This is a genomic window from Streptomyces sp. NPDC051211 (assembly GCF_040689505.1).
GTDB lineage: Bacteria > Actinomycetota > Actinomycetes > Streptomycetales > Streptomycetaceae > Streptomyces.
The window spans coordinates 30,078-50,848 of the sequence record NZ_JBFBAV010000023.1; the positions used below are offsets into that span (position 1 = coordinate 30,078).

The window sequence follows — 20,771 nt, forward strand, 5'->3', positions numbered from 1 at the left end:
ATGGCGTAGAGGGGCGGGTTTCACGGGGGCGATTCCCTGCCTATCCTGAAGGGGACCCCCGGTCGCTACCCCCCGCGACCGACGGATGAGGAGGACTCCCGTGCCGCTCTCGGAGCACGAGCAGCGAATGCTCGAGCAGATGGAGCGAGCGCTGTACGCCGAAGATCCCAAGTTCGCGACAGCGCTTGAGGGAAGCGGGCTGCGTACGTACACCCGGCGACGGGTCTACCAGGCGGTCGCAGGCTTTCTGGTGGGTATCGCGCTCCTCATGACCGGAATGGTCGCGCAGGGAAATCTGATCTGGATCAGCGTGGTGGGCTTCCTCGTCATGCTGGGCTGCGCGGTTCTCGCGGTCACCGGATGGCGCAAGGCACCCAAACCCGGCGAGCAGCCCGTCTCCGGCAGCAGTGCCGGCGGTACGGGCCGAGGCCACAACCGGCAGCGCCGGTCGATGATGACCCGCATCGAACAGCGGTGGCAGCGTCGCCGCGACGAACAGCAGGGACACTGAGAACCACTTGGTGAGGGGGTGGCCGCCGAGGCGGCCACCCCCTTCCTGCGTCATGCTGGGCGAATGAGCGTGCTCCCCCTGGTGTTCACCAGCGGCTGGGCGAGCGGGATCAACGCGTACGCCGTGGTCCTCCTGCTCGGCATCTTCGGCGCGACCGGGCTGACCGACGAGGTGCCCGAGTCCCTTCAGCGCACCGATGTCCTGGCCGCCGCCGCCGTCCTGTTCCTCTGCGAGGCGGTCGCCGACAAGATCCCCTACGTGGACTCCCTCTGGGACACCGTCCACACCGTGATCCGCCCCGTCTCCGGTGCCGTCGTCGGCGCCCTGCTGGCAGGGCAGAGCGGCTCGCTCTCCGATCTCGCGGCCGGCGCCATCGGCGGCTCCACCGCACTGGCCAGCCATGCCGTCAAGGCGGGCACACGGATGGCGATCAACACCTCGCCCGAGCCCTTCAGCAACATCGCCATGAGCACCGCAGAGGACCTCGGCGTCTGCAGCATCATCACCTTCGCCATGTTCAACCCCGAGGCCGCCGCGATCATCGCGGCCGTCCTGCTGGTCCTCGGCCTCGCCCTGCTGGTCTACCTCTGGGCCCGGATCCGCCGCTTCCTGCGCCGCCGCGCCCAGCGCCGCGAGGAGAAACACCTCGCCGCCGAGGCGAAGGCCGAAGCCCACGAACGGACCGGGTCGCCCCCGGGCTGACCTGGCTCGATAAGGTCACCGCATGGCACGAATTGCGGTAATCGGCGCCGGCATGGGCGCGATGGCGGCGGCCGCCCGGCTGGCCGTGGCAGGGCACCGGGTGACGGTGTACGAGCGCTCGGAAACGTACGGCGGCTCGCTCGGACGGTACGAACGCGACGGCTTCGCCTTCGACACCGGGCCGGGCCTGCTGCACCTCCCCGCCGTCTACCGCGACCTGTTCGTCAAGACCGGCAAGCGGCCCCTGGAACAGTGCGTGGACATGGTGCAGGTGAACCCGGCCGTCCGGCACCTCCTGCCCGACTACGGCATCGACGTCACCCTCCCCGGCGCCTCCCACGGCGGCGTCGCCGCCGCCCTCGACCAAGCCTTCGGTCCGGGCTCCGGCGACCGCTGGAACGGCCTGCTGAGCCGGGCCCGGGACGTCTGGGACGCCACCCGCCGCCCGCTGCTGGAGGAGCCGCTGCACCCCGGCCGGCCGGCCGCCCTGGGCACCGACCCCTACCCCGCCCTGCGCAAGAGCGGCCTGCTGCGCCGCCGACCGCCGACCCTGGCGGAGATCGCCGACCGCGAGCTGGGCGGCGCCCTCGGCGAACTCCTCACCGGCCTGGTCACCGAGTACGGGCTGGACCCCGCCACGGCACCCGGGTCCGCCACCGTCCTGCCGTACATGGAGCAGACCTTCGGCAGCTGGTACGTACGCGGCGGCATGCGGGCGCTGGCCACCGCCGTGTACGAGCGCTGCCTGGAACGGAAGGTCGAGTTCGCCTTCGGCGCGGAGGTCCGGGAGGTGCTCGCGCGGGAGGGCCGGGCGGCCGGGCTGCTGCTGGCCGACGGCACCGAGGTGGCGGCCGACTCGGTGGTCTGCGGGATCGACCCCGGACAGCTTCCGGCGCCGTCCGTGCCCTTGCCCGCGGACGGGGTCCCGGCCCGCGGCGGCCCGGGCGGAACCAGCCGGTTCACCCTGTTCCTGGCGCTCCGCGGCGCCCGCCCTGCGGGCACCGCACACCGCACCCGGCTGTACAGCCGCGGCACCGCCCCCGACCTGACCGTGCTCCGGCCGGACGACCCCGCCACCCGGCCCGACGAGGAGCACGAGGCGGTCACCGTGCAGGCCGTCTGCGCCCCGCACGGGGTGATCGACTGGTCGGAGCCCTCGGTGGCCCGTCCGCACGCCGAACGGCTGCTGGAAGCGGCCGCGCTGGTCGTCCCCGACCTCCAGCAGCGGCTGCTGTGGCACGAGGCGCGGACTCCGGTGCAGGTGGCCCAGGCCACCGGTGCGGTGGCCGGTGCCGTGCCGCTGCCCGCTCTCGCGGGGGCCGGGGGCCGGCTGCTCTACCCGGCCAACAGCACCGCCCTCTCCGGGCTGTACCTGGCGGGCGGCTGGGCACACCCCGGCGGCGGTCTCCCGCATGCGGGGATGACCGGGGCACTGGTGGCCGGGCTGATCATGGAAGGGGCCGGGTTCCGCGGCTCCCAGTGAGCCGGCAGGCGGGTACGGACCCAGCCGGTACGGACCGAGCCAGTACGGACCGAGCCGGTACGGATCGAGCCGGTAGCCCGGCAGCCGGTACAGGCCGCAGTCAGTACCGGTACTGCTCGTACTCGCCGGTCCCCTGGTACGGGTAGCCCTGGGGGTCGTACTGCTGCTGGTACTGCTGCTGCTCCTGCCCCGTCCAGGGCTGCTGCGGGTAGGCCTGCGCCTCGTCCGACCGCTGCTGCGGGACCCAGACGCCGCCGGGCGGGGTGTCCATGGCGTACTGGCCCTGGGTGTAGGGGTCGGCGTAGCCGTAGGCCTGGGGCTGGGCGACGCCCGCGGTGCCGATGTACGGGTCGGAGTAGGCCGCGTACACCTGCTGCTCGCCGCCGGTCTGGTAGCCGCCCGAATAGTCGTACTGGCCGGTGCCGCCCTGGGTCTGCGGGTCGTAGTAGGCCGCGTACTGGTGGGCGTCCTGCTCGCCGGTGCCGAAGGGGGAGGCGAACGGGGCGGTCTGCGAGGGATCGGGCGCCGGGGCGAACCCGCCGGGCGCGAAGCCCCCGGAGGCGTAGCCCTGCCCCTGGCCGCCTTGGCCGCCCTGGTCCTGGAAGCTCTGGATGCCGTACGAGCCCGTGTCCTCGGGCAGCGGCTGCGGGCTGAAGAACACCGGGTCCGGCCCGTCCCCGTCCGCCACCACGGGCCGGGCCGGGGCGCTCGGCGCCTCGTACGCGAGCCCGGAGACCTGCAGTGCGGGCTCCCGGCGGGCTGCCGGCGCGCCCCGGCGGCGCCTGGTGGGCGGCTCCTCGGCTTCGGGGACCTCCTCGCCGCGGCGCAGCGCCCAGCCCGCCACGAAGCCCTTGCGGAAGGAGAGGGTCACCAGGGTCTGGCCCAGGGCGAAGGCGGCCGCGCCGGCGCCGATGACCGGCACCGAGGGCAGGATCACTCCGGCGACCACGCCCAGGAACCCGGCGAAAGCGAGCAGACGCCAGCGCAGCCGGGCCTTGTACTGCAGCAGGACCTCGGCGAGCAGCCACAACGCGACCAAGCCGAATGCGCCGTAGAGGACGTACATCCCCATGCCTGGCCCCTCTCGCTACGGCCGCCGACGGGGTGCGGCCGGTCTAGGCCCGCTGGTGCAGGCCGAGGTTCTCGTAGATCTCGAGAGTCGCCGTGGAATTGTTCAGCGTGATGAAGTGCAGCCCCGGGACACCCTCGGACAGCAGCCGCGCGCAGAACTCCGTGGCGAACTCGATGCCAATGGAGCGTACAGCGGCGGGATCGTCCTTGACCGCGAGCATGCGCTCTTTCACGTGCGGGGGGAAGACTGCGGTGCTGAGCTGCGGCAGCCGGTCGAGCTGCTTGATGCCCACAACAGGCATGACCTCAGGGATGATCGGGGTCTCGCAGCCGGCCTTCTGGACGCTGTCGCGGAGCCGCAGATAATTCTCCGGATCGAAGAACATCTGGGTGATCGCATAGTCGGCCCCGGCGCGGCACTTGTCCACGAAGTGCCGGATGTCCGTATCCCAGTCCGAGGAGCGCGGGTGCATCTCGGGGAAGGCCGCGACGCCGACGCAGAAATCGCCGGACTCCTTGAGCAGCCGGACCAGGTCGGCGGCGTAGAGCACGCCGTCCGGGTGCGGAACCCACTCGCCCATCGGGTCGCCCGGCGGGTCGCCGCGCAGGGCGAGCATGTTGCGGATGCCGGCGTCGGCGAACTGGCCGATGACGTGGCGCAGCTCGGCGATGGAGTGGTCCACGGCGGTCAGGTGCGCGACCGGGGTGAGGGTGGTGTCCTCGGCGATCTCCTGGGTGGCCTTGACGGTGCCGCCGCGGGTGGAGCCGCCGGCTCCGTAGGTCACCGAGACGAAGCTCGGGGCGACCGCCTCGACCCTGCGGAGCGCGTTCCAGAGGTTCCGTTCGCCCTTCTCGGTCTTGGGGGCCCAGAACTCGAAGGAGTACGAGGGCGTGCCGGACGCGAGCAGGTCATGGACCGTGCGTGCACGGTCTGTCCAGGTCGAAGCGGTACCAAGGGCCATACGGGCAGGTTAGACGGGCGCTCCGGCACGCCGAAGCCGCGTCCATCCATTGGACACGTTTTTGGACACCTTCCGCAGCAGGCCCGCTAGGCGAGGCGCTCGCGGACCCGCTTGGCGAGGCCGGCCGCGGCGGCGCCGGGGTCCTCGGCCTCGGTGAGGGCCCGGACGACGACCACGCGGGTGGCGCCGGCGTCCAGCACTTCGTCCAGGTTGGAGGCGTCGATGCCGCCGATGGCGAACCAGGGGCGGTCCTGCTCGAGGGAGGCCGCGTACCGGACGAGCCCGAGGCCGGGGGCGTACCGGCCCGGCTTGGTCGGGGTGGGCCAGCAGGGGCCGGTGCAGAAGTAGTCCACGCCGGCCTCGGCGACGGCGGCGTCCACCTCGGCCTCGGCGTGGCAGGACCGGCCGATGAGCACGCCGGGGGGCAGGATCGCGCGGGCGGCCGGGACGGGGATGTCGCCCTGGCCGAGGTGCAGCACGTCGGAGCCGATGGCGTGGGCGACGTCCGCCCGGTCGTTCACCGCGAGGAGCTTGCCGTGCCGGCGGGCGGCCTCAGCGAAGACCTGGAGGTGCTCCAGCTCCTCGCCCGCCTCCATGCCCTTGTCGCGGAGCTGGACGATGTCCACGCCGCCCGCGAGGACGGCGTCCAGGAACTCGGGCAGGTCACCCTGGCGCTTGCGGGCATCGGTGCAGAGGTAGAGCCGTGCGTCGGCCAAGGACATGGGAAAACCCCCCGGGTGGGCGGTGTACGGGCACCCGCTGGAGCCCGTACACCGCGTGGAGCGGATCGAACAGTCGGATCAGACGGCGAGCGCCTGGGCGCGGCGCTTCACCTCCGTGCCGCGATTCTCGCTGAGCGCCTGCGCGGGGGTGCCGGGCAGGGTCGGATCCGCGGTGAAGAGCCACTCCAGCATCTCTTCGTCGGTGAAGCCGTCGTCCCGGAGCAGGGTCAGGGTGCCGGCGAGGCCCTTGACCACCTTGTCGCCGTCGATGAAGGCGGCAGGCACCTGCAGGGCGCGGTTCTCACCACGCCGTACGGCGATGAGCTGGCCCTCCTTGACCAGCTGGCGGACTCTGGTCACCTCGACGTCGAGCATTTCGGCGATGTCGGGGAGGTAGAGCCACTCGGGGACGAGAGCATCGATCTTTGCGTCAATCTCGGTCACGGGACAAGCCTGCCATCCCGGACCGACAGTCGGTAGCCGGGCGGCGCGTCCGTGGCTGTGCCCGGGCGTGAAGCCCCGTGGGAGGGGCCTCGGCGGGCCGTCAGAGCACCGCCGATTTCAGGGCAACGCCGGGGTCGGCGGCCTTGGCCGGGTCCACGGCGGCGCCGGACTCGATCAGGCGGCGCCCCTGCGCCAGGTCCCGCGGGCGGCCCACGGCCAGTACGGCGGTCAGGGCGCCGTCCCGCAGCCAGCACACCGACCAGGCCGGCTCGGCCGGGTCGCCCCGCCACAGCAGGGTGTCGGCGGCGGCGTGGTGGCCGGCGTACTGGACGAAGCGGCCGAACTGCTCGGACCAGAAGTACGGCACCGGGTCGTAGGCCAGGTCCGCGCCGAGGATGTTGGCGGCGACGGTGCGCGGGCCCTGGAGGGCGTTGTCCCAGTGGTGCACCAGCAGCCGGGCGGCGTACCGCGCGGACGGGAAGGAGGCGCAGTCGCCCACCGCGTACACGCCGGGCAGGGAGGTGCGCAGCCGGTCGTCCGCGGTGACGGAGCCGTCCGGGCCGAGGGCCACGCCCGAGCCGGTCAGCCAGCCCGTCGCGGGGCGGGCCCCGATGCCGACGACCACCGCGCCGGCCGGCAGCTCGCGGCCGTCCGCGAGCCGGACCAGGCCCGGCTCGACGGAGGCGACCCGGGCGTCGGTGAGCAGCCGGGCGCCGGCCTCGGCGTACCAGCGGGCCATCGGGGCGGCGACCTCGGCCGGGAGGGCGCCGGGCAGCACCCGGTCCGCGGCTTCGACCACGGTGACCGCGCAGCCGGCCTCCCGGGCGGCGGTGGCGAACTCGGCGCCGATCCAGCCCGCTCCGACGACCACCACCTCCGGAGCCGCGGCCAGCACCGGACGCAGCCGCTCCGCGTCGTCCAGGGTGCGCAGCAGGTGGACTCCGGGGACGCCTTCGCTGCCGGGCAGGGTCAGCGGTTCGGCGCCGGTGGCGAGGACCAGGGCGTCGCCGTACGGAACCGGTCCGGCGGCCGTGTCGACCTCCCGGTCGGCCGCGCGCACCCCGGTGACCTCCACGCCGAGCCGGAGCTCGATGCCGAGGTCTTCGAAGTCGACCTCGAAGGCGGAGCCCTCGGCCGTGCCGAGCAGCACGGCCTTGGACAGCGGGGGGCGGTCGTAGGGCTGGTGCGGTTCGGCGCCCAGCAGGACGACCGGGCCGCCGTAGCCCGCCTCGCGGAGGGCGACCGCCGTCTGCACACCGGCCATTCCGGCACCGACGATCACCACGCCGGCCGGGGCGGTGTTCTCTTCGGCCCGTTCGATCTGTTCCGTCTGATCGTTCACGCCGCACACCCTAACTACCTGACGCCACATCAGGAACGGGCGGCCTTACCCGGCCCTCGGGGCGGGGGTTAGTCTGGCCACCGTACCCATCCGCGGGAGTCCGGACGCACCGGGCTGAGAGGGAGGCTGGACGGCCTCCGACCGTACGAACCTGATCCGGATCATGCCGGCGAAGGGAGGGGCTGGACGCCCATGCACTCATCCACCCACAGGTCGGACGTCCTCGTCATCGGGGGCGGGATCATCGGGCTGGTCACGGCCTGGCGGACCGCCCGCCGCGGCCTGACCGTCGCCCTCGCCGACCCGGCGCCCGGCGGCGGAGCCGCCCAGGTCGCGGCCGGCATGCTGGCCGCCGTCACCGAACTGCACTACGGCGAGGAGACCCTGCTCGCCCTCAACACCGCCTCCGCCGCCCGGTACGAGGCCTTCGCCGCCGAACTCGCCGAGGCCAGCGGGGGCCTGGACATCGGCTACCGGGCCTGCGGCACCCTGTCCGTCGCCCTGGACTCCGACGACCGGCTCCACCTGCGCGAACTCCACGCCCTGCAGCAGCGCTGCGGCCTGGAGTCCGAGTGGCTGACCGGCCGCGAATGCCGCCGCCTGGAGCCCATGCTGGCTCCCGGCGTGCGCGGCGGACTGCGCGTCGACGGCGACCACCAGGTGGACCCGCGCCGGCTGGCCGCCGCCCTGCTGGCCGCCTGCGAGCGCGCCGGCGTGGTCTTCCACCGGGCGAACGCCGAACGCCTGACGGTGACCGCCGACCGGGCGGCCGGTGCCGTCCTCGACGACGGCACCCAGCTCACCGCCGGCCAGGTCGTCCTGGCGGCCGGCAGCCTCAGCGGCCGGCTGGCCGGCGTACCGGTGGGGGCCGTCCCCCCGGTCCGCCCGGTGAAGGGCCAGGTGCTGCGGCTGTCGGTACCCGCCGCGTACGCGCCGTTCCTGTCCCGGACGGTACGGGCGGTGGTCCGCGGCAGCCACGTGTACCTGGTCCCGCGCGAGAACGGCGAACTCGTCGTGGGCGCCACCAGCGAGGAACTCGGCTGGGACACCACGGTCACCGCGGGCGGGGTGTACGAGCTGCTGCGGGACGCCCACGAGCTGGTACCCGGCATCACCGAACTCCCGCTCACCGAAACCCGGGCCGGGCTGCGGCCCGGCACCCCCGACAACGCCCCGCTGCTCGGCCCCACCGACCTGCCGGGCCTGCACCTGGCCACCGGCCACTACCGCAACGGGGTCCTGCTCACGCCGGTGACCGGGGACGTGATGGCGGAGCTCCTGGCCACCGGGCAACTCCCCGAGGCGGCCCGCCCGTTCACCCCCCGCCGGTTCTCGTCCGTCCGAGAGGAGTCGTACGCATGACCGTACGCATGACCGTCTCCGTCAACGGCGAGCCGCGCGAGGTCGCCGCCGGCACCACCCTGGACCTGGTGGTGGCCGGCCTCACCAAGGCCCCGTCGGGGGTCGCGGCGGCGCTCAACGAAACCGTCGTACCGCGCGGGCAGTGGCCCGCGACCGCACTCGGCGAGGGTGACCGCGTCGAGGTGCTCACCGCGGTCCAGGGAGGCTGAGGACATGGCAGACGATCTGTTCACCCTGGGCGGCCGCACCTTCTCCTCCCGGCTGATCATGGGCACCGGCGGGGCGCCCAGCCTGGACGTCCTGGAACGCGCGCTGGTCGCCTCGGGCACGGAACTCACCACGGTGGCGATGCGGCGCCTGGACCCCACGGTCCAGGGCTCCGTGCTCTCCGTCCTGACCCGGCTCGGCATCGCCGTCCTGCCGAACACCGCGGGCTGCTTCACGGCGGGCGAGGCCGTCCTGACCGCCCGGCTGGCCCGGGAAGCCCTCGGCACCGACTGGATCAAGCTGGAGGTCGTCGCGGACGAGCGGACGCTCCTGCCGGACGGGGTGGAGCTGCTGGACGCGGCGGAGACCCTGGTCGACGACGGCTTCACGGTCCTGCCGTACACGAACGACGATCCCGTGCTGGCGCGGAAGCTGGAGGACGTGGGCTGCGCGGCGATCATGCCGCTCGGTTCGCCGATCGGGTCCGGGCTCGGCATCCGCAATCCGCACAACTTCGAGCTGATCGTGGAGCGGGCGGGGGTGCCGGTGATCCTGGACGCCGGTGCCGGGACCGCTTCGGATGCGGCCCTGGCGATGGAGCTGGGGTGTGCGGCGGTGATGCTGGCGTCTGCGGTGACCCGGGCGCAGGAGCCGGTGCTCATGGCCGCGGCGATGCGGGACGCGGTCTCGGCGGGCCGGCTGGCCCACCGCGCGGGCCGCATCCCGCCCCGCCGCTTCGCCGAGGCGTCCTCCCCCACCGAGGGGCGCGCCACCCTGGACCCGGAACGCCCGGCGTTCTGACCGGCCCGGGGGCCCGACCGCGGGGCCCGGGCGGCCGCTGCGCGGAGCTTTCCCCCACCCCGCCCCTTCCCGAAACCGGGCTCTGCCCGGACCCGGTCCTCAAACGCCGGACGGGCTGGAAAATCCAGCCCCGTCGGCGTTCGAGGCGCGGGGTCCGGGGCGGAGCCCCCCCACGCGGCGGAGCCGCATATCAGGCACAGGGGGAAGGGGCGGGTAGGGGGGACAGGCCCGCGCAGCGGCGGCCGGGCGGCAGCCACGTCACAGCTGCGCTGCAAGGGCACCCGGCCGGGCAGGGCCCGCACCCGGCGCTCGTAGAATCGCCGGGTGGATACGACCCTGGATGACCCCCTCGTCGGGCGCCTGCTCGACAGCCGCTACCGCATCGACGCCCGCATCGCGGTCGGCGGCATGGCCACGGTCTACCGCGCCCTCGACACCCGCCTGGACCGCGTCCTCGCCCTCAAGGTGATGCACCCGGCACTCGCCGCCGACCACGGGTTCGTCGACCGGTTCATCCTGGAGGCGAAGTCCGTGGCCCGGCTCGCCCACCCCAACGTGGTCGCCGTGTTCGACCAGGGCACCGACGGCGGCTACGTCTACCTCGCCATGGAGTACGTCTCCGGCTGCACCCTGCGCGATGTGCTCCGGGAGCGCGGCGCGCTCCGCCCCCGGGCCGCACTGGACATCCTGGAGCCCGTCCTCGCCGCCCTCGGCGCCGCCCACCGGGCCGGGTTCGTGCACCGGGACATGAAGCCCGAGAACGTGCTGATCGGCGACGACGGCCGGGTCAAGGTCGCCGATTTCGGGCTGGTCCGCAGCGTGGACTCGGTCACGAACACCACCGGCTCGGTCCTCGGCACCGTCTCCTACCTCGCCCCGGAGCAGATCGAGAACGGCGCCACCGACACCCGCGTCGACGTCTACGCCTGCGGTGTCGTCCTGTACGAGATGCTCACCGGCGCGAAACCGCGCACCGGCGGCACCCCGGCCCAGGTGCTCTACCAGCACCTGCACGAGGACGTGCCGCCGCCCTCCGCCGCCGTGCCCGGCCTCCCGGCCGGCCTGGACGGGCTGGTCGCGCACGCCACCGCCCGCTCCCCCGAGCTGCGCCCGCACGACGCGGTGGTCCTGCTGGGCCTGGCCCGGGAAGCCCGCGCCGGGCTGACCGACGCCGAGCTGGACGCCGTACCGCCGCAGGAGCGCGCCGAGGACCGGTCCGCTTCGGAGGACCGCACCGGGGTGATCCCGCGGCCGGTGCCCTCCCGGCACCGGCCGCAGCACACCTCCCGGCTGGAGACCCTGCCGCCGCCCCCGCACCCGCCCGCGGCCCCGCCGGTACGCCCGTCCCGGCGCGGCCTGTTCCTGACCGTCGCCGGGGTGCTGCTGGCCCTCGGTCTGGGCACCGGCGTCTGGTACATCAGCTCCGGCCAGTTCACCCAGGTCCCCCACCTGCTGGGGAAGACCGAGCCACAGGCCCGGGAGCAGCTGTCGGCGTCCGGGCTGGGCGTGAAGCGGATCGACAAGAAGTTCAGCGACACCTTCGAGCGCGGCACCGTGATGGGCAGTGACCCGGCCTCCGGGAAGCAGATCCGCGGGAACGGCTCCGTCACCCTGATCGTCTCGCGCGGGCCGGAGGTCGTGTCCGTACCGAACGTGAAGGGCAAGCCGCTGGAGGCCGCCAAGGCCGAGCTGGTCAAGGACGGCCTGGCGCCCGGCATGGTCACCCAGGCCTTCAGCGAGGGCATCCCGCAGGGCGCCGTGATCAACACCGATCCGGCGGCCGGCGACAAGCGCGCCCCGGACACCGCGGTCGCGATCGTGGTCAGCAAGGGCCGCCCGGTGCCCGTGCCGAGCACCGTCGGGCAGTCCGTGGAGCAGGCCCGGTCGGGTCTGGAGAGGCTCGGCCTGAAGGTCGAGCTGGCGCCGGAGCAGGTCAATTCGCCGGAGCCGGCCGGCCGGGTCGCCAACCAGTCGGTGGCGGCCGGCACCCAGGCGGCGGCCGGGGACACGGTGACGCTGACGGTGTCGAAGGGGCCCCGCGCGGTCCAGGTTCCGGACGTCACCGGCCGGGATGTGGACACGGCCCGGCGGTCCCTGGAGGGCGCCGGCTTCAAGGTGAAGGTGGACCGGCCCTTCCTCTCCTTCTCGAACACCGTGGACAGCCAGTCGGTGCCGGGCGGCCAGACCGCCCCCGAGGGCAGCACGATCACCATCCGGACCAAGGGGCTGTAGCCGCACGTGAACGACGCCGTACGCAATCCAGTGGGCGGGCACGTGCCCGTCGCCGGCGGACTCGCCTCGGTCGGGCTGAGCTATGCCCGGGAGATGGGCGCTGAGGCCGTGCAGGTCTTCGTGGCCAACCCGCGCGGCTGGGCCACCCCGGCCGGAAATCCGGCCCAGGACGAGCTGTTCCGCGCGCAGTGCGCGGCCGAGGGCATCCCGGCGTACGTGCACGCGCCGTACCTGATCAACTTCGGCTCGCACACGGAGGCGACCGTCGAGAAGTCGGTGGAGTCGCTGCGGCATTCGCTGCGCCGGGGCCGGGAGATCGGCGCGCTGGGCGTGGTGGTGCACACCGGTTCCGCGACCGGGGGGCGGCCGCGCGAGGTGGCGCTCGCGCAGGTCAGGGAGCACATGCTGCCGCTGCTGGACGAGCTGACGCACGAGGACGACCCGTTCCTGCTGCTGGAGTCCACGGCCGGCCAGGGGTCCTCGCTGTGCTCGCGGACCTGGGACTTCGGGCCGTACTTCGAGGCGCTGGACGCCCATCCGAAGCTCGGGATCTGCCTCGACACCTGCCACGTGTTCGCGGCGGGCCACGATCTGGCCGGGCCGGGCGGGACCAAGGAGACCCTGGACCTGCTGGTGGAGACGGTGGGTGCGGGGCGTCTGAAGCTGATCCACGCCAACGACTCCAAGGAGGGCGTGGGCGCGCACAAGGACCGGCACGCGAACATCGGCGCCGGGCACATCGGGCGCGAGGCCTTCGCCGAGCTGTTCACGCACGCCGAGATGGACGGCGTACCGCTGATCATCGAGACGCCGGGCGGCAAGGAGGGGCACGCGGCGGACGTGGCCCTGCTGAAGGAGCTGCGCGGCCTGGGGTGATCCCTTGAGGAATACCCCTGGGGGGTATACGGTTCTGGGTATCCGACAGGACCGTTGCTCCGGCGTTCCCAGGGGGTTCCGATGGACCACGCACACCATGCACATCACGAGCACAACGCGCACCACGGACACGACACGCACGACGGCCACGACGGCCACCAGGGCCACCAGGGCCACCACGGCCACGGCAAGGTCAGCTGGGCCATGGCGGCGAAGGCCACCCTGCACTGCCTCACCGGCTGCGCCATCGGCGAGGTGCTGGGGATGGTCATCGGCACCGCGCTGGGCTGGGGAAACGTCCCCACCATGGTCCTGGCGATCGTCCTGGCGTTCTTCTTCGGCTACGCCTTCACCCTGCGCGGCATCCTGAGCGCCGGCGTGGACTTCCGCACCGCCGTCCGGGTGGCGCTGGCCGCCGACACTCTGTCCATCGCGGTGATGGAGCTGATCGACAACAGCGTGATCGCCCTGTGGCCCGGGGCCATGGACGCGCACCTGTCGGCGCCGCTGTTCTGGATCGTGCTGGCGATCGCCCTGGCGGCCGCCTTCGTGATCACGGTGCCCGTCAACAAGTGGATGATCGGCCGCGGCAAGGGTCACGCCGTGGTCCACCAGTACCACTGAGAACTACAGTTCGGGACCGTCCCCCGGCTCCTCCTGGTACGAGTAGCGCTGCTCGCGCCAGGGGTCGCCGATGTTGTGGTAGCCGCGCTCCTCCCAGAAGCCGCGGCGGTCGGCGGTCATGTACTCCACGCCGCGGACCCACTTGGGCCCCTTCCAGGCGTACAGGTGCGGAACCACCAGCCGCAGCGGGAACCCGTGCTCCGCGGTCAGCAGTTCACCCCCCTGGTGGGTGGCGAAGACCGTCCGCTCCGAAGCGAAGTCCGACAGCCGCATGTTGGAGCTGAAGCCGTACTCGGCCCACACCATGACATGGGTGACCTGCGGCGACGGCGGGGCGAGCTCCAGCACGGTACGCGCGAGCACACCGCCCCATTCGGCCCCCGGCATGCTGAACTTCGTAACGCAGTGCAGATCCGCGACCACCGAGGCGAACGGCAGCGCCGAGAACTCCTCGTGGTTCCAGCAGTGTTTCTCACCGTCGGCGGTGGCGCCGAAGACCCGGAACTCCCACCGGTCGGGCTTGAACTTGGGCACCGGACCGTAGTGCGTCACCGGCCAGCCGCGTTGCAGCCGCTGCCCCGGAGGAAGCTCCAGCTGCTCTGCTCCCGGAGATTCCCGGCTTTCCGGCTGACCCATGACTCCATGGTGACAGACTGGCAAGGGTGGTCATGACCAGGTTTAGCCCTGATTCGGGCAACTCCTACTAAGGAGGCACTTACTGGACGACCCCCGGCAGCGGTGCAAGGATGCGCGCACCTGCCGGTTCTCTTGCTTGGAAGGAGCCTCTGCGATGCAGGGCGACCCCGAGGTCCTCGAGTTTCTGAACGAACAGCTCACCGGTGAGCTGACGGCGATCAACCAGTACTGGCTGCACTACCGCATCCAGGACAACAAGGGCTGGACGAAGCTCGCCAAGTACACGCGTGAAGAATCCATCGACGAGATGAAGCACGCGGACAAGCTCACCGAGCGCATCCTCATGCTGGACGGGCTACCGAACTACCAGCGGCTCTTCCACGTCCGGGTCGGCCAGACCCTCACCGAGATGTTCCAGGCCGACCGGCAGGTCGAGGTCGAGGCGATCGACCGGCTCAAGCGCGGGATCGAGGTGATGCGCGGCAAGGGGGACGTGACCTCCGCCCGCCTCTTCGAGGAGATCCTCGCCGACGAGGAGCACCACATCGACTACCTCGACACCCAGCTGGAGCTCATCGAGACCCTCGGTGAGCCGCTCTACATCGCGCAGCTGGTCGAGCAGCCGGAATAGCTAGGCCGCGCCGGCCAGCTCGGACTCCGGGGCCAGGGCGACGGCCGGGGTCTTGCCCCTCTCCAGCAGCTCGCGGCGCGGGCACGCGCCCCGGCCGAGGAGGCCCTGGATGGTGCGTACGCAGGATCCGCAGTCCGTGCCGGCCTTGGTGGCCGAGGCTATCTGGCGGGGGGTGCAGGCCCCGGCAGCCGCGTGTTCCTTGACCTGCTGGTCGGTGATACCGAAGCAAGAGCAGACGTACACGCGGTTCACCTCCCGGGCAGGAACGGGTCGTGCGAGCCATCCCCTTTTGGTGAGGCTTACCTAACCGTACCCAAAGTTAGGGTCACCTAAAAGACCTGAATACGACTGTGGGGCGCGGATCACAGATCCACGCCCCACAGTCGTAGGAAAGTACTTACTGATCGCGGTACATCTCGGCGACCAGGAACGCCAGGTCCAGGGACTGGCTGCGGTTGAGCCGCGGGTCGCAGGCCGTCTCGTAGCGCTGGTGCAGGTCGTCGACGAAGATCTCGTCGCCGCCGCCCACGCACTCGGTGACGTCGTCACCGGTGAGCTCGACGTGGATGCCGCCCGGGTGGGTGCCCAGCGCCTTGTGGACCTCGAAGAAGCCCTTGACCTCGTCGAGCACGTCGTCGAAGCGGCGGGTCTTGTGGCCGGAGGCGGCCTCGAAGGTGTTGCCGTGCATCGGGTCGGTCACCCAGGCCACGGTGGCACCGGAGGCGGTGACCTTCTCGACCAGCTCGGGGAGCTTGTCGCGGACCTTGTCGGCGCCCATCCGGACGACGAAGGTCAGCCGGCCCGGCTGACGCTCCGGGTCCAGCCGGTCGATGTACGTCAGGGCCTCGTCCACGGTGGTGGTGGGGCCGAGCTTGATGCCGATCGGGTTGGCGATCTGCGAGCAGAACTCGATGTGCGCGTGGTCCAGCTGGCGGGTGCGCTCACCGATCCACACCATGTGGCCGGAGGTGTCGTACAGCTTGCCGGTCCGCGAGTCGGTGCGGGTCAGCGCACCCTCGTAGTCGAGGAGCAGCGCCTCGTGCGAGGCGTAGAACTCGACCGCCTTGAACTCGGCCGGGTCGGTGCCACAGGCCTTCATGAAGTTCAGCGCGTTGTCGATCTCCCGCGCGAGCTGCTCGTAGCGCTGCCCGGACGGGGAGGACTTCACGAAGTCCTGGTTCCAGGCGTGCACCTGGCGCAGGTCGGCGTAGCCACCGGTGGTGAAGGCGCGCACCAGGTTCAGCGTGGAGGCGGAGGCGTGGTACATCCGCTTCAGCCGCTCCGGGTCCGGGACGCGGGCCTCTTCGGTGAAGGCGAAGCCGTTGACCGAGTCGCCGCGGTAGGTCGGCAGGGTCACGCCGTCGCGGGTCTCGGTGTCCTTGGAGCGCGGCTTGGAGTACTGGCCGGCGATCCGGCCGACCTTGACCACGGGCACGGAGGCCGCGTAGGTCAGGACGGCCGACATCTGCAGCAGCGTCTTCAGCTTGGCTCGGATGTGGTCGGCGGACACGGCATCGAAGGCCTCGGCACAGTCGCCGCCCTGGAGCAGGAACGCCTCGCCCTTGGCGACGGCTCCCAGACGGGCGCGCAGCTGGTCGCACTCACCCGCGAAAACGAGCGGAGGATACGACTCGAGGTCCGCGACGACAGCGCGCAGAGCCTCGGCATCGGGGTACGAAGGCTGCTGCGCCGCGGGAAGATCTCGCCAGGTCGCCTTGGCGGCGGGGGCTTGGGTTTCTGCGTTCACGGTCACCTCGTAAACATTACGGGCTGAATGTCGCGGTCCGGCCCGCTGCCCACAACGTGAGACGCATGTCTGTCAGGTCACACCGATGTCCATGTAGGGTTTGCGGCATGTTCGCGCATTCGACCCAGAACTGGTGGTGGACCGCTCATCCGGCGGCCCACTGACTGCGCGTACCCGATACCGACGCGAAGGCCGCCCGAGGGCGGCCTTTCTGCTTGTCCGGGGCCGTTCCTCTCCATCCTCCTCCGGAAGGAACCCGCCCCCATGACCGACAGCCCCCTCAGCCGGCTGCTCGACCCCGGCTGCCCGCCCTTCGCCCTGCTCCGGCGGCGCACCCCCGGCCGCGACCACGACACCGTCGAGGTGCTCGTCGGCCCCGTCCACGAGGCGGACCGGCTGGCCGACCTGCCCGTCGGCGAGCTGCCCACCCTGGCCCTGGTCCCGTTCCGGCAGATCCGCGAGCGCGGATTCGACGTACGCGACGACGGGACCCCGCTGAGCGTGCTGGTCGCCGAGGAGGCGTACGGGATCCCGCTCGCCGAGGCCCTGGCCGCGCTGCCCGCGCACCCGGTCACGGTCACCGGGGGCGCCTTCGACGTCGGCGACGAGGAGTACGCGTCCACCGTCGAGCGGGTGATCGAGGACGAGATCGGCCGCGGCGAGGGCGCCAACTTCGTCATCCGGCGCACCTACCGGGGCCGGATCGAGGGCTTCGGCCGGGCCGACGCGCTGGCCCTGTTCCGCCGGCTGCTGACCGCCGAGCGCGGGGCGTACTGGACGTACGTCGTGCACACGGGCGCACGGACGCTGGTCGGGGCCAGCCCGGAGGTGCACGTCCGGATGTCCGGCGGGACCGTCGTGATGAACCCGATCAGCGGGACCTACCGCTATCCGGCCGAGGGGCCCTCGGTGGACTCGCTGCTGGCCTTCCTCGCGGACCGCAAGGAGACCGAGGAGCTCTCCATGGTGGTCGACGAGGAACTGAAGATGATGTGCACGGTCGGCGACCGGGGCGGGGTGGTGGTCGGGCCGCGCCTGAAGGAGATGTCCCACCTGGCGCACACCGAGTACGAGCTGCGCGGGCGCTCCTCGCTGGACGTGCGGGAGGTCCTGAAGGAGACCATGTTCGCGGCCACCGTGACCGGCTCGCCGGTGGAGAACGCCTGCCGGGTGATCGAGCGGTACGAGCCCCGCGGGGACGGGGACGGGCGGGGCTACTACGCGGGGGCGCTGGCCCTGCTCGGCCGGGACGCGGCCGGGGGCCAGACCCTGGACTCCCCCATCCTCATCCGGACCGCCGACATCGCCGCCGACGGCACCCTGAAGGTGGGGGTGGGCGCCACCCTGGTCCGGCACTCCGACCCGGCCGGGGAGGTCGCCGAGACCCATGCGAAGGCGGCCGGCGTGCTGGCCGCGCTGGGGGTCCGGCCGGCCGGCCCGCGGGCCTCCCGGGAGGGGGCCGGGCGGCTCGCGGACGACCCCCGGGTCCAGGCGGCGCTCGCCGCGCGCCGGGCGGACCTGGCCCCGTTCTGGCTGCGGATGCAGGAGCGGCCGGCGGCGCCGGCGGGTCATGCGCTGGTGGTGGACGGGGAGGACACCTTCACGGCGATGCTGGCGCACGTCCTGCGGGTGGCCGGGTTCACCGTGACGGTACGCCGCTACGACGATCCGGAGCTGCGCGCCGCGGCCCTGGCCCACCCGGGCCCGGTGGTCCTCGGCCCGGGCCCCGGGAACCCGGCGGACTCCGCGGACCCGAAGATGCGGCTGCTGCGGGCCCTGGCCGCGGAGCTGCTGACCGGACACCGGCACGGCCTGCTCGGGGTCTGCCTGGGCCATGAACTGCTGGCGGCCGAGCTGGGGCTTCCGCTGGTCCGGAAGCGGGAGCCGGCGCAGGGCGCGCAGAGCCGGATCGACCTGTTCGGGGGGTCGGAGGTGGTCGGCTTCTACAACACGTATGCGGCCGCCTGCGACGCGGTGCTGGCCGGGCGCCTGGTGGAGCGGGGGGTGGAGGTGTCCCGCGATCCCGGCACCGGGGAGGTGCACGCGCTACGGGGCCCCGGCTTCGCGGGCGTCCAGTTCCACCCGGAATCGGTCCTCACCCTCCGCGGCGCGGACCTCCTCCGCGACCTGCTGTCGGGCGTAACCACCCGAACCCCGGCGTAGCCCTGCGGGGCCTTTTCCCCTCCCCGCCCCTTCCCGAACCGGAGCTCCGCCCCGGACCCCGCACCTCAAACGCCCACCCAGCCCCGCCGGCGTTTGAGGCGCGGGGGTCCGGGGGCAGCGCCCCCGGCAACGGCGCCGCACGGTACGACGCAGCGGGTCATGCCGGCGAGAGCGTGTTTTCGCTGTGCCGGCCTGCCAGGTAGTCCGCCACGTTCCGGACCGTCGCATCGATGATCTGGCCGACCGCGTCGTGCGTGTAATACGCCTGGTGCGAAGTGACCACCACGTTCGGAAACGTCATCAACCGCGCCAACGTGTCGTCCTCCACCACCCCCAGCGACCGGTCCGTGAAGAAGAGCCCGCTCTCCGCCTCGTACACGTCCAGCCCGACCCCCGCGAACCGGCCCGCCCGCAGTTCGGCGACCAGCGCCTCCGTGTCCACCAGGCCGCCGCGGCTGGAGTTCACCAGGATCGCGTCGTCCTTCATCGTCCGCAGCGCCTTCGCGTCGATGAGGTGGTGCGTGGAGTCCAGCAGCGGTACGTGCAGGCTGATCAGGTCGGAGAGCGCGAACAGGGCTTCCTTGTCCACGTACTTCATGCCCAGCTCCACACAGGCCGGGTTCTCCGCCACGTCCCAGCCCAGCAGGTTCATGCCGAAGCCGGCCGCGATCCGGGTGAAGGCCTCGCCGATCTTCCCGGTGCCCAGGACGCCCACGGTGCGGCCCCGCATGTCCCGGCCCATCAGGCCGTTCAGCCGGAAGTCGAAGTCCCGGGTGCGGTTCGAGGCGCGGACGATGTTGCGGTTGACGGCCATCGCCAGGGTCCAGGCGAACTCGGCCACCGAGTAGGGGGAGTAGTAGGAGACGCGGCTGACGGTCAGCCCGAGCCGGCGGGCGACGTCCAGGTCGATGTTGTTGAAGCCGGTGGACCGCTGGGCGATCATCTTCGTCCCGCCGTCCGCCAGGGTGTGCAGGACCCGCCCGTTGAGGTCCGCGTTCACGCTGGAGGAGACGATCTCGTAGCCGGCCGCGATCGGCGCGGTGTCCTCGCCCAGGAAGACGTCCAGGCAGCGGACCTCGTGCCGGCCGGTGAACGCCTTCTCGAGAAGCGGCTTCTCGTCCGCCTGCACGCCGAATGCCAGGATCTCCACGGTCGCTCCCACAGGTCGTACGGCTCGAATCGTCACGATACGACCCGTGGCAGCGTCCCGCGTCGCGGCTCAGCCGAAGAACACCCCGGCCTCCCGGTACAGCTCCGGATCCACCGTCTTCAGCTTCGACGTCGCCTCCGCGATCGGCACCCGCACCACGTCCGTGCCCTGCAGCGCCACCATCTTCCCGAAGTCCCCGTCGCGCACCGCGTCGATCGCGTGCAGCCCGAAGCGGGTCGCCAGCCACCGGTCGTACGCACTGGGCGTGCCGCCCCGCTGGACGTGGCCGAGGACGGTGGTCCGGGCCTCCTTGCCGGTGCGGGCCTCGATCTCCTTGGCCAGCCATTCGCCGACACCGGACAGCCGGACGTGCCCGAAGGAGTCCTTCGTCGCGTCCTTCAGGACCATCTCGCCGTCCTTGGGCATGGCCCCTTCGGCCACCACCACGATCGGCGCGTAACTCGCCTTGAACCGGGAGGTCACCCAGGCGCAGACCTGGTCGATGTCGAAGCGCTGCTCGGGGATGAGGATGACGTTCGCGCCGCCCGCGAGCCCCGAGTGCAGGGCGATCCAGCCGGCGTGCCGGCCCATCACCTCCACCACCAGGACCCGCATGTGGGACTCGGCGGTGGTGTGCAGCCGGTCGATGGCCTCGGTGGCGATGCCGACGGCGGTGTCGAAACCGAAGGTGTAGTCGGTGGCCGACAGGTCGTTGTCGATGGTCTTCGGGACCCCGACGCAGGGCACTCCGAACTCCCCGTGCAGACGGGCCGCCACCCCGAGGGTGTCCTCGCCGCCGATCGCGATCAGCGCGTCCACCTCGTACTTGGCGAGGTTCTCCTTGATGCCGCGGACCCCGTTCTCCGTCTTGAACGGGTTGGTGCGCGAGGAGCCGAGGATGGTGCCGCCGCGCGGCAGGATGCCCCGCACGGCGGGGATGTCGAGGGGGACGACGTCCCCTTCGAGCGGACCGCGCCAGCCGTCGCGGAAGCCGATGAACTCGTATCCGTACTCCTGCACGCCCTTGCGGACGGCGGCCCGGATGACCGCGTTGAGACCGGGGCAGTCGCCGCCGCCGGTCAGCACTCCGACCTTCATGGAATCT

General features: G+C 72.2%; 22 protein-coding genes and 1 riboswitch. Of the genes, 12 read left to right on the plus strand and 10 right to left on the minus strand.

The window, feature by feature from the left end; genetic code table 11:
* The first annotated feature begins 100 nt into the window (after positions 1 to 100).
* The 3 genes from AB0447_RS22175 to AB0447_RS22185 all read left to right on the plus strand — a co-directional run bounded on the left by AB0447_RS22175 (position 101) and on the right by AB0447_RS22185 (position 2,696).
* Positions 101 to 511, plus strand: coding sequence for a DUF3040 domain-containing protein (locus AB0447_RS22175; protein ID WP_351311459.1), 411 nt, complete (start codon positions 101 to 103; stop codon positions 509 to 511).
* Between the two features lie 63 nt (positions 512 to 574).
* Positions 575 to 1,213 carry a DUF4126 domain-containing protein gene (locus AB0447_RS22180; RefSeq protein WP_366478434.1) on the plus strand — a complete coding sequence of 213 codons (639 nt, stop codon included), beginning with the start codon at positions 575 to 577 and terminating at the stop codon, positions 1,211 to 1,213.
* Positions 1,214 to 1,235: 22 nt separating this feature from the next.
* Positions 1,236 to 2,696, plus strand: coding sequence for an NAD(P)/FAD-dependent oxidoreductase (locus tag AB0447_RS22185; protein ID WP_366478435.1), 1,461 nt, complete (start codon positions 1,236 to 1,238; stop codon positions 2,694 to 2,696).
* A 100-nt stretch (positions 2,697 to 2,796) separates the two neighbouring features.
* Here AB0447_RS22185 and AB0447_RS22190 read toward each other — a convergent pair whose 3' ends face one another.
* The 5 genes from AB0447_RS22190 to AB0447_RS22210 form a co-directional block, all read right to left on the minus strand.
* Entirely contained in the window at positions 2,797 to 3,768 is a 972-nt protein-coding gene (locus AB0447_RS22190) for a hypothetical protein (protein ID WP_366478436.1), read from the minus strand.
* Positions 3,769 to 3,811: 43 nt separating this feature from the next.
* Positions 3,812 to 4,729, minus strand: coding sequence for a methylenetetrahydrofolate reductase [NAD(P)H] (gene metF, locus AB0447_RS22195; RefSeq protein ID WP_366478437.1), 918 nt, complete (start codon positions 4,727 to 4,729; stop codon positions 3,812 to 3,814).
* Positions 4,730 to 4,815: 86 nt separating this feature from the next.
* Positions 4,816 to 5,451, minus strand: a complete 636-nt coding sequence (gene thiE, locus AB0447_RS22200; RefSeq protein ID WP_366478438.1) for a thiamine phosphate synthase — start codon at positions 5,449 to 5,451, stop codon at positions 4,816 to 4,818.
* 78 nt (positions 5,452 to 5,529) lie between these two features.
* Positions 5,530 to 5,895, minus strand: a complete 366-nt coding sequence (locus AB0447_RS22205) for an Rv2175c family DNA-binding protein (protein ID WP_366478439.1) — start codon at positions 5,893 to 5,895, stop codon at positions 5,530 to 5,532.
* Positions 5,896 to 5,995: 100 nt separating this feature from the next.
* Complete coding sequence (locus AB0447_RS22210; RefSeq protein ID WP_366478508.1) at positions 5,996 to 7,159, minus strand: FAD-dependent oxidoreductase; 1,164 nt, start codon at positions 7,157 to 7,159, stop codon at positions 5,996 to 5,998.
* A gap of 160 nt (positions 7,160 to 7,319) precedes the next feature.
* Positions 7,320 to 7,432: riboswitch (TPP riboswitch) on the plus strand.
* Here AB0447_RS22210 and thiO point away from each other — a divergent pair.
* The 6 genes from thiO to AB0447_RS22240 all read left to right on the plus strand — a co-directional run bounded on the left by thiO (position 7,430) and on the right by AB0447_RS22240 (position 13,339).
* Entirely contained in the window at positions 7,430 to 8,599 is a 1,170-nt protein-coding gene (thiO, locus tag AB0447_RS22215; RefSeq protein ID WP_366478440.1) for a glycine oxidase ThiO, read from the plus strand. (Overlaps the previous riboswitch by 3 nt.)
* 8 nt (positions 8,600 to 8,607) lie before the next feature.
* Positions 8,608 to 8,808: a sulfur carrier protein ThiS gene (gene thiS, locus AB0447_RS22220; RefSeq protein WP_366478509.1), complete on the plus strand. Its 201-nt coding sequence runs from the start codon at positions 8,608 to 8,610 to the stop codon at positions 8,806 to 8,808.
* Between the two features lie 4 nt (positions 8,809 to 8,812).
* Entirely contained in the window at positions 8,813 to 9,607 is a 795-nt protein-coding gene (locus tag AB0447_RS22225) for a thiazole synthase (protein WP_366478441.1), read from the plus strand.
* Positions 9,608 to 9,931: 324 nt separating this feature from the next.
* Positions 9,932 to 11,839 carry a Stk1 family PASTA domain-containing Ser/Thr kinase gene (pknB, locus tag AB0447_RS22230; RefSeq protein ID WP_366478442.1) on the plus strand — a complete coding sequence of 636 codons (1,908 nt, stop codon included), beginning with the start codon at positions 9,932 to 9,934 and terminating at the stop codon, positions 11,837 to 11,839.
* Positions 11,840 to 11,845: 6 nt separating this feature from the next.
* Positions 11,846 to 12,715, plus strand: coding sequence for a deoxyribonuclease IV (locus AB0447_RS22235; protein WP_366478443.1), 870 nt, complete (start codon positions 11,846 to 11,848; stop codon positions 12,713 to 12,715).
* Between the two features lie 81 nt (positions 12,716 to 12,796).
* A complete protein-coding gene (locus AB0447_RS22240) occupies positions 12,797 to 13,339 on the plus strand; it encodes a DUF4396 domain-containing protein (protein WP_366478444.1) in 543 nt (180 codons plus the stop codon).
* 3 nt (positions 13,340 to 13,342) lie between these two features.
* Here AB0447_RS22240 and AB0447_RS22245 read toward each other — a convergent pair whose 3' ends face one another.
* Positions 13,343 to 13,975, minus strand: a complete 633-nt coding sequence (locus AB0447_RS22245) for a sulfite oxidase-like oxidoreductase (RefSeq protein WP_366478445.1) — start codon at positions 13,973 to 13,975, stop codon at positions 13,343 to 13,345.
* Between the two features lie 154 nt (positions 13,976 to 14,129).
* On the opposite strand from AB0447_RS22245, the gene bfr reads away from it, so the two are divergent.
* The gene (gene bfr, locus AB0447_RS22250; RefSeq protein ID WP_366478446.1) at positions 14,130 to 14,606 is read left to right on the plus strand and encodes a bacterioferritin; all 477 of its coding nucleotides are present in this window, start codon (positions 14,130 to 14,132) and stop codon (positions 14,604 to 14,606) included.
* Here bfr and AB0447_RS22255 read toward each other — a convergent pair whose 3' ends face one another.
* Together AB0447_RS22255 and AB0447_RS22260 are read right to left on the minus strand one after the other, a co-directional pair.
* Entirely contained in the window at positions 14,607 to 14,849 is a 243-nt protein-coding gene (locus tag AB0447_RS22255; RefSeq protein WP_366478447.1) for a (2Fe-2S)-binding protein, read from the minus strand.
* Between the two features lie 154 nt (positions 14,850 to 15,003).
* Positions 15,004 to 16,359, minus strand: a complete 1,356-nt coding sequence (locus tag AB0447_RS22260) for a class II 3-deoxy-7-phosphoheptulonate synthase (RefSeq protein WP_366478448.1) — start codon at positions 16,357 to 16,359, stop codon at positions 15,004 to 15,006.
* 101 nt (positions 16,360 to 16,460) lie between these two features.
* Between AB0447_RS22260 and AB0447_RS22265 the strand changes: the two genes are divergently transcribed.
* Both AB0447_RS22265 and AB0447_RS22270 read left to right on the plus strand, forming a co-directional pair.
* Complete coding sequence (locus AB0447_RS22265; protein ID WP_071528813.1) at positions 16,461 to 16,517, plus strand: trp operon leader peptide; 57 nt, start codon at positions 16,461 to 16,463, stop codon at positions 16,515 to 16,517.
* A gap of 100 nt (positions 16,518 to 16,617) precedes the next feature.
* On the plus strand, positions 16,618 to 18,516 hold the full coding sequence (locus tag AB0447_RS22270) for an anthranilate synthase family protein (RefSeq protein WP_366478449.1): 1,899 nt from the start codon (positions 16,618 to 16,620) through the stop codon (positions 18,514 to 18,516).
* 157 nt (positions 18,517 to 18,673) lie between these two features.
* Here AB0447_RS22270 and AB0447_RS22275 read toward each other — a convergent pair whose 3' ends face one another.
* Together AB0447_RS22275 and AB0447_RS22280 are read right to left on the minus strand one after the other, a co-directional pair.
* Positions 18,674 to 19,666 carry a 2-hydroxyacid dehydrogenase gene (locus tag AB0447_RS22275; protein ID WP_366478450.1) on the minus strand — a complete coding sequence of 331 codons (993 nt, stop codon included), beginning with the start codon at positions 19,664 to 19,666 and terminating at the stop codon, positions 18,674 to 18,676.
* A 69-nt stretch (positions 19,667 to 19,735) separates the two neighbouring features.
* Positions 19,736 to 20,764 carry a 6-phosphofructokinase gene (locus AB0447_RS22280; protein WP_366478510.1) on the minus strand — a complete coding sequence of 343 codons (1,029 nt, stop codon included), beginning with the start codon at positions 20,762 to 20,764 and terminating at the stop codon, positions 19,736 to 19,738.
* Positions 20,765 to 20,771 lie beyond the last annotated feature (7 nt).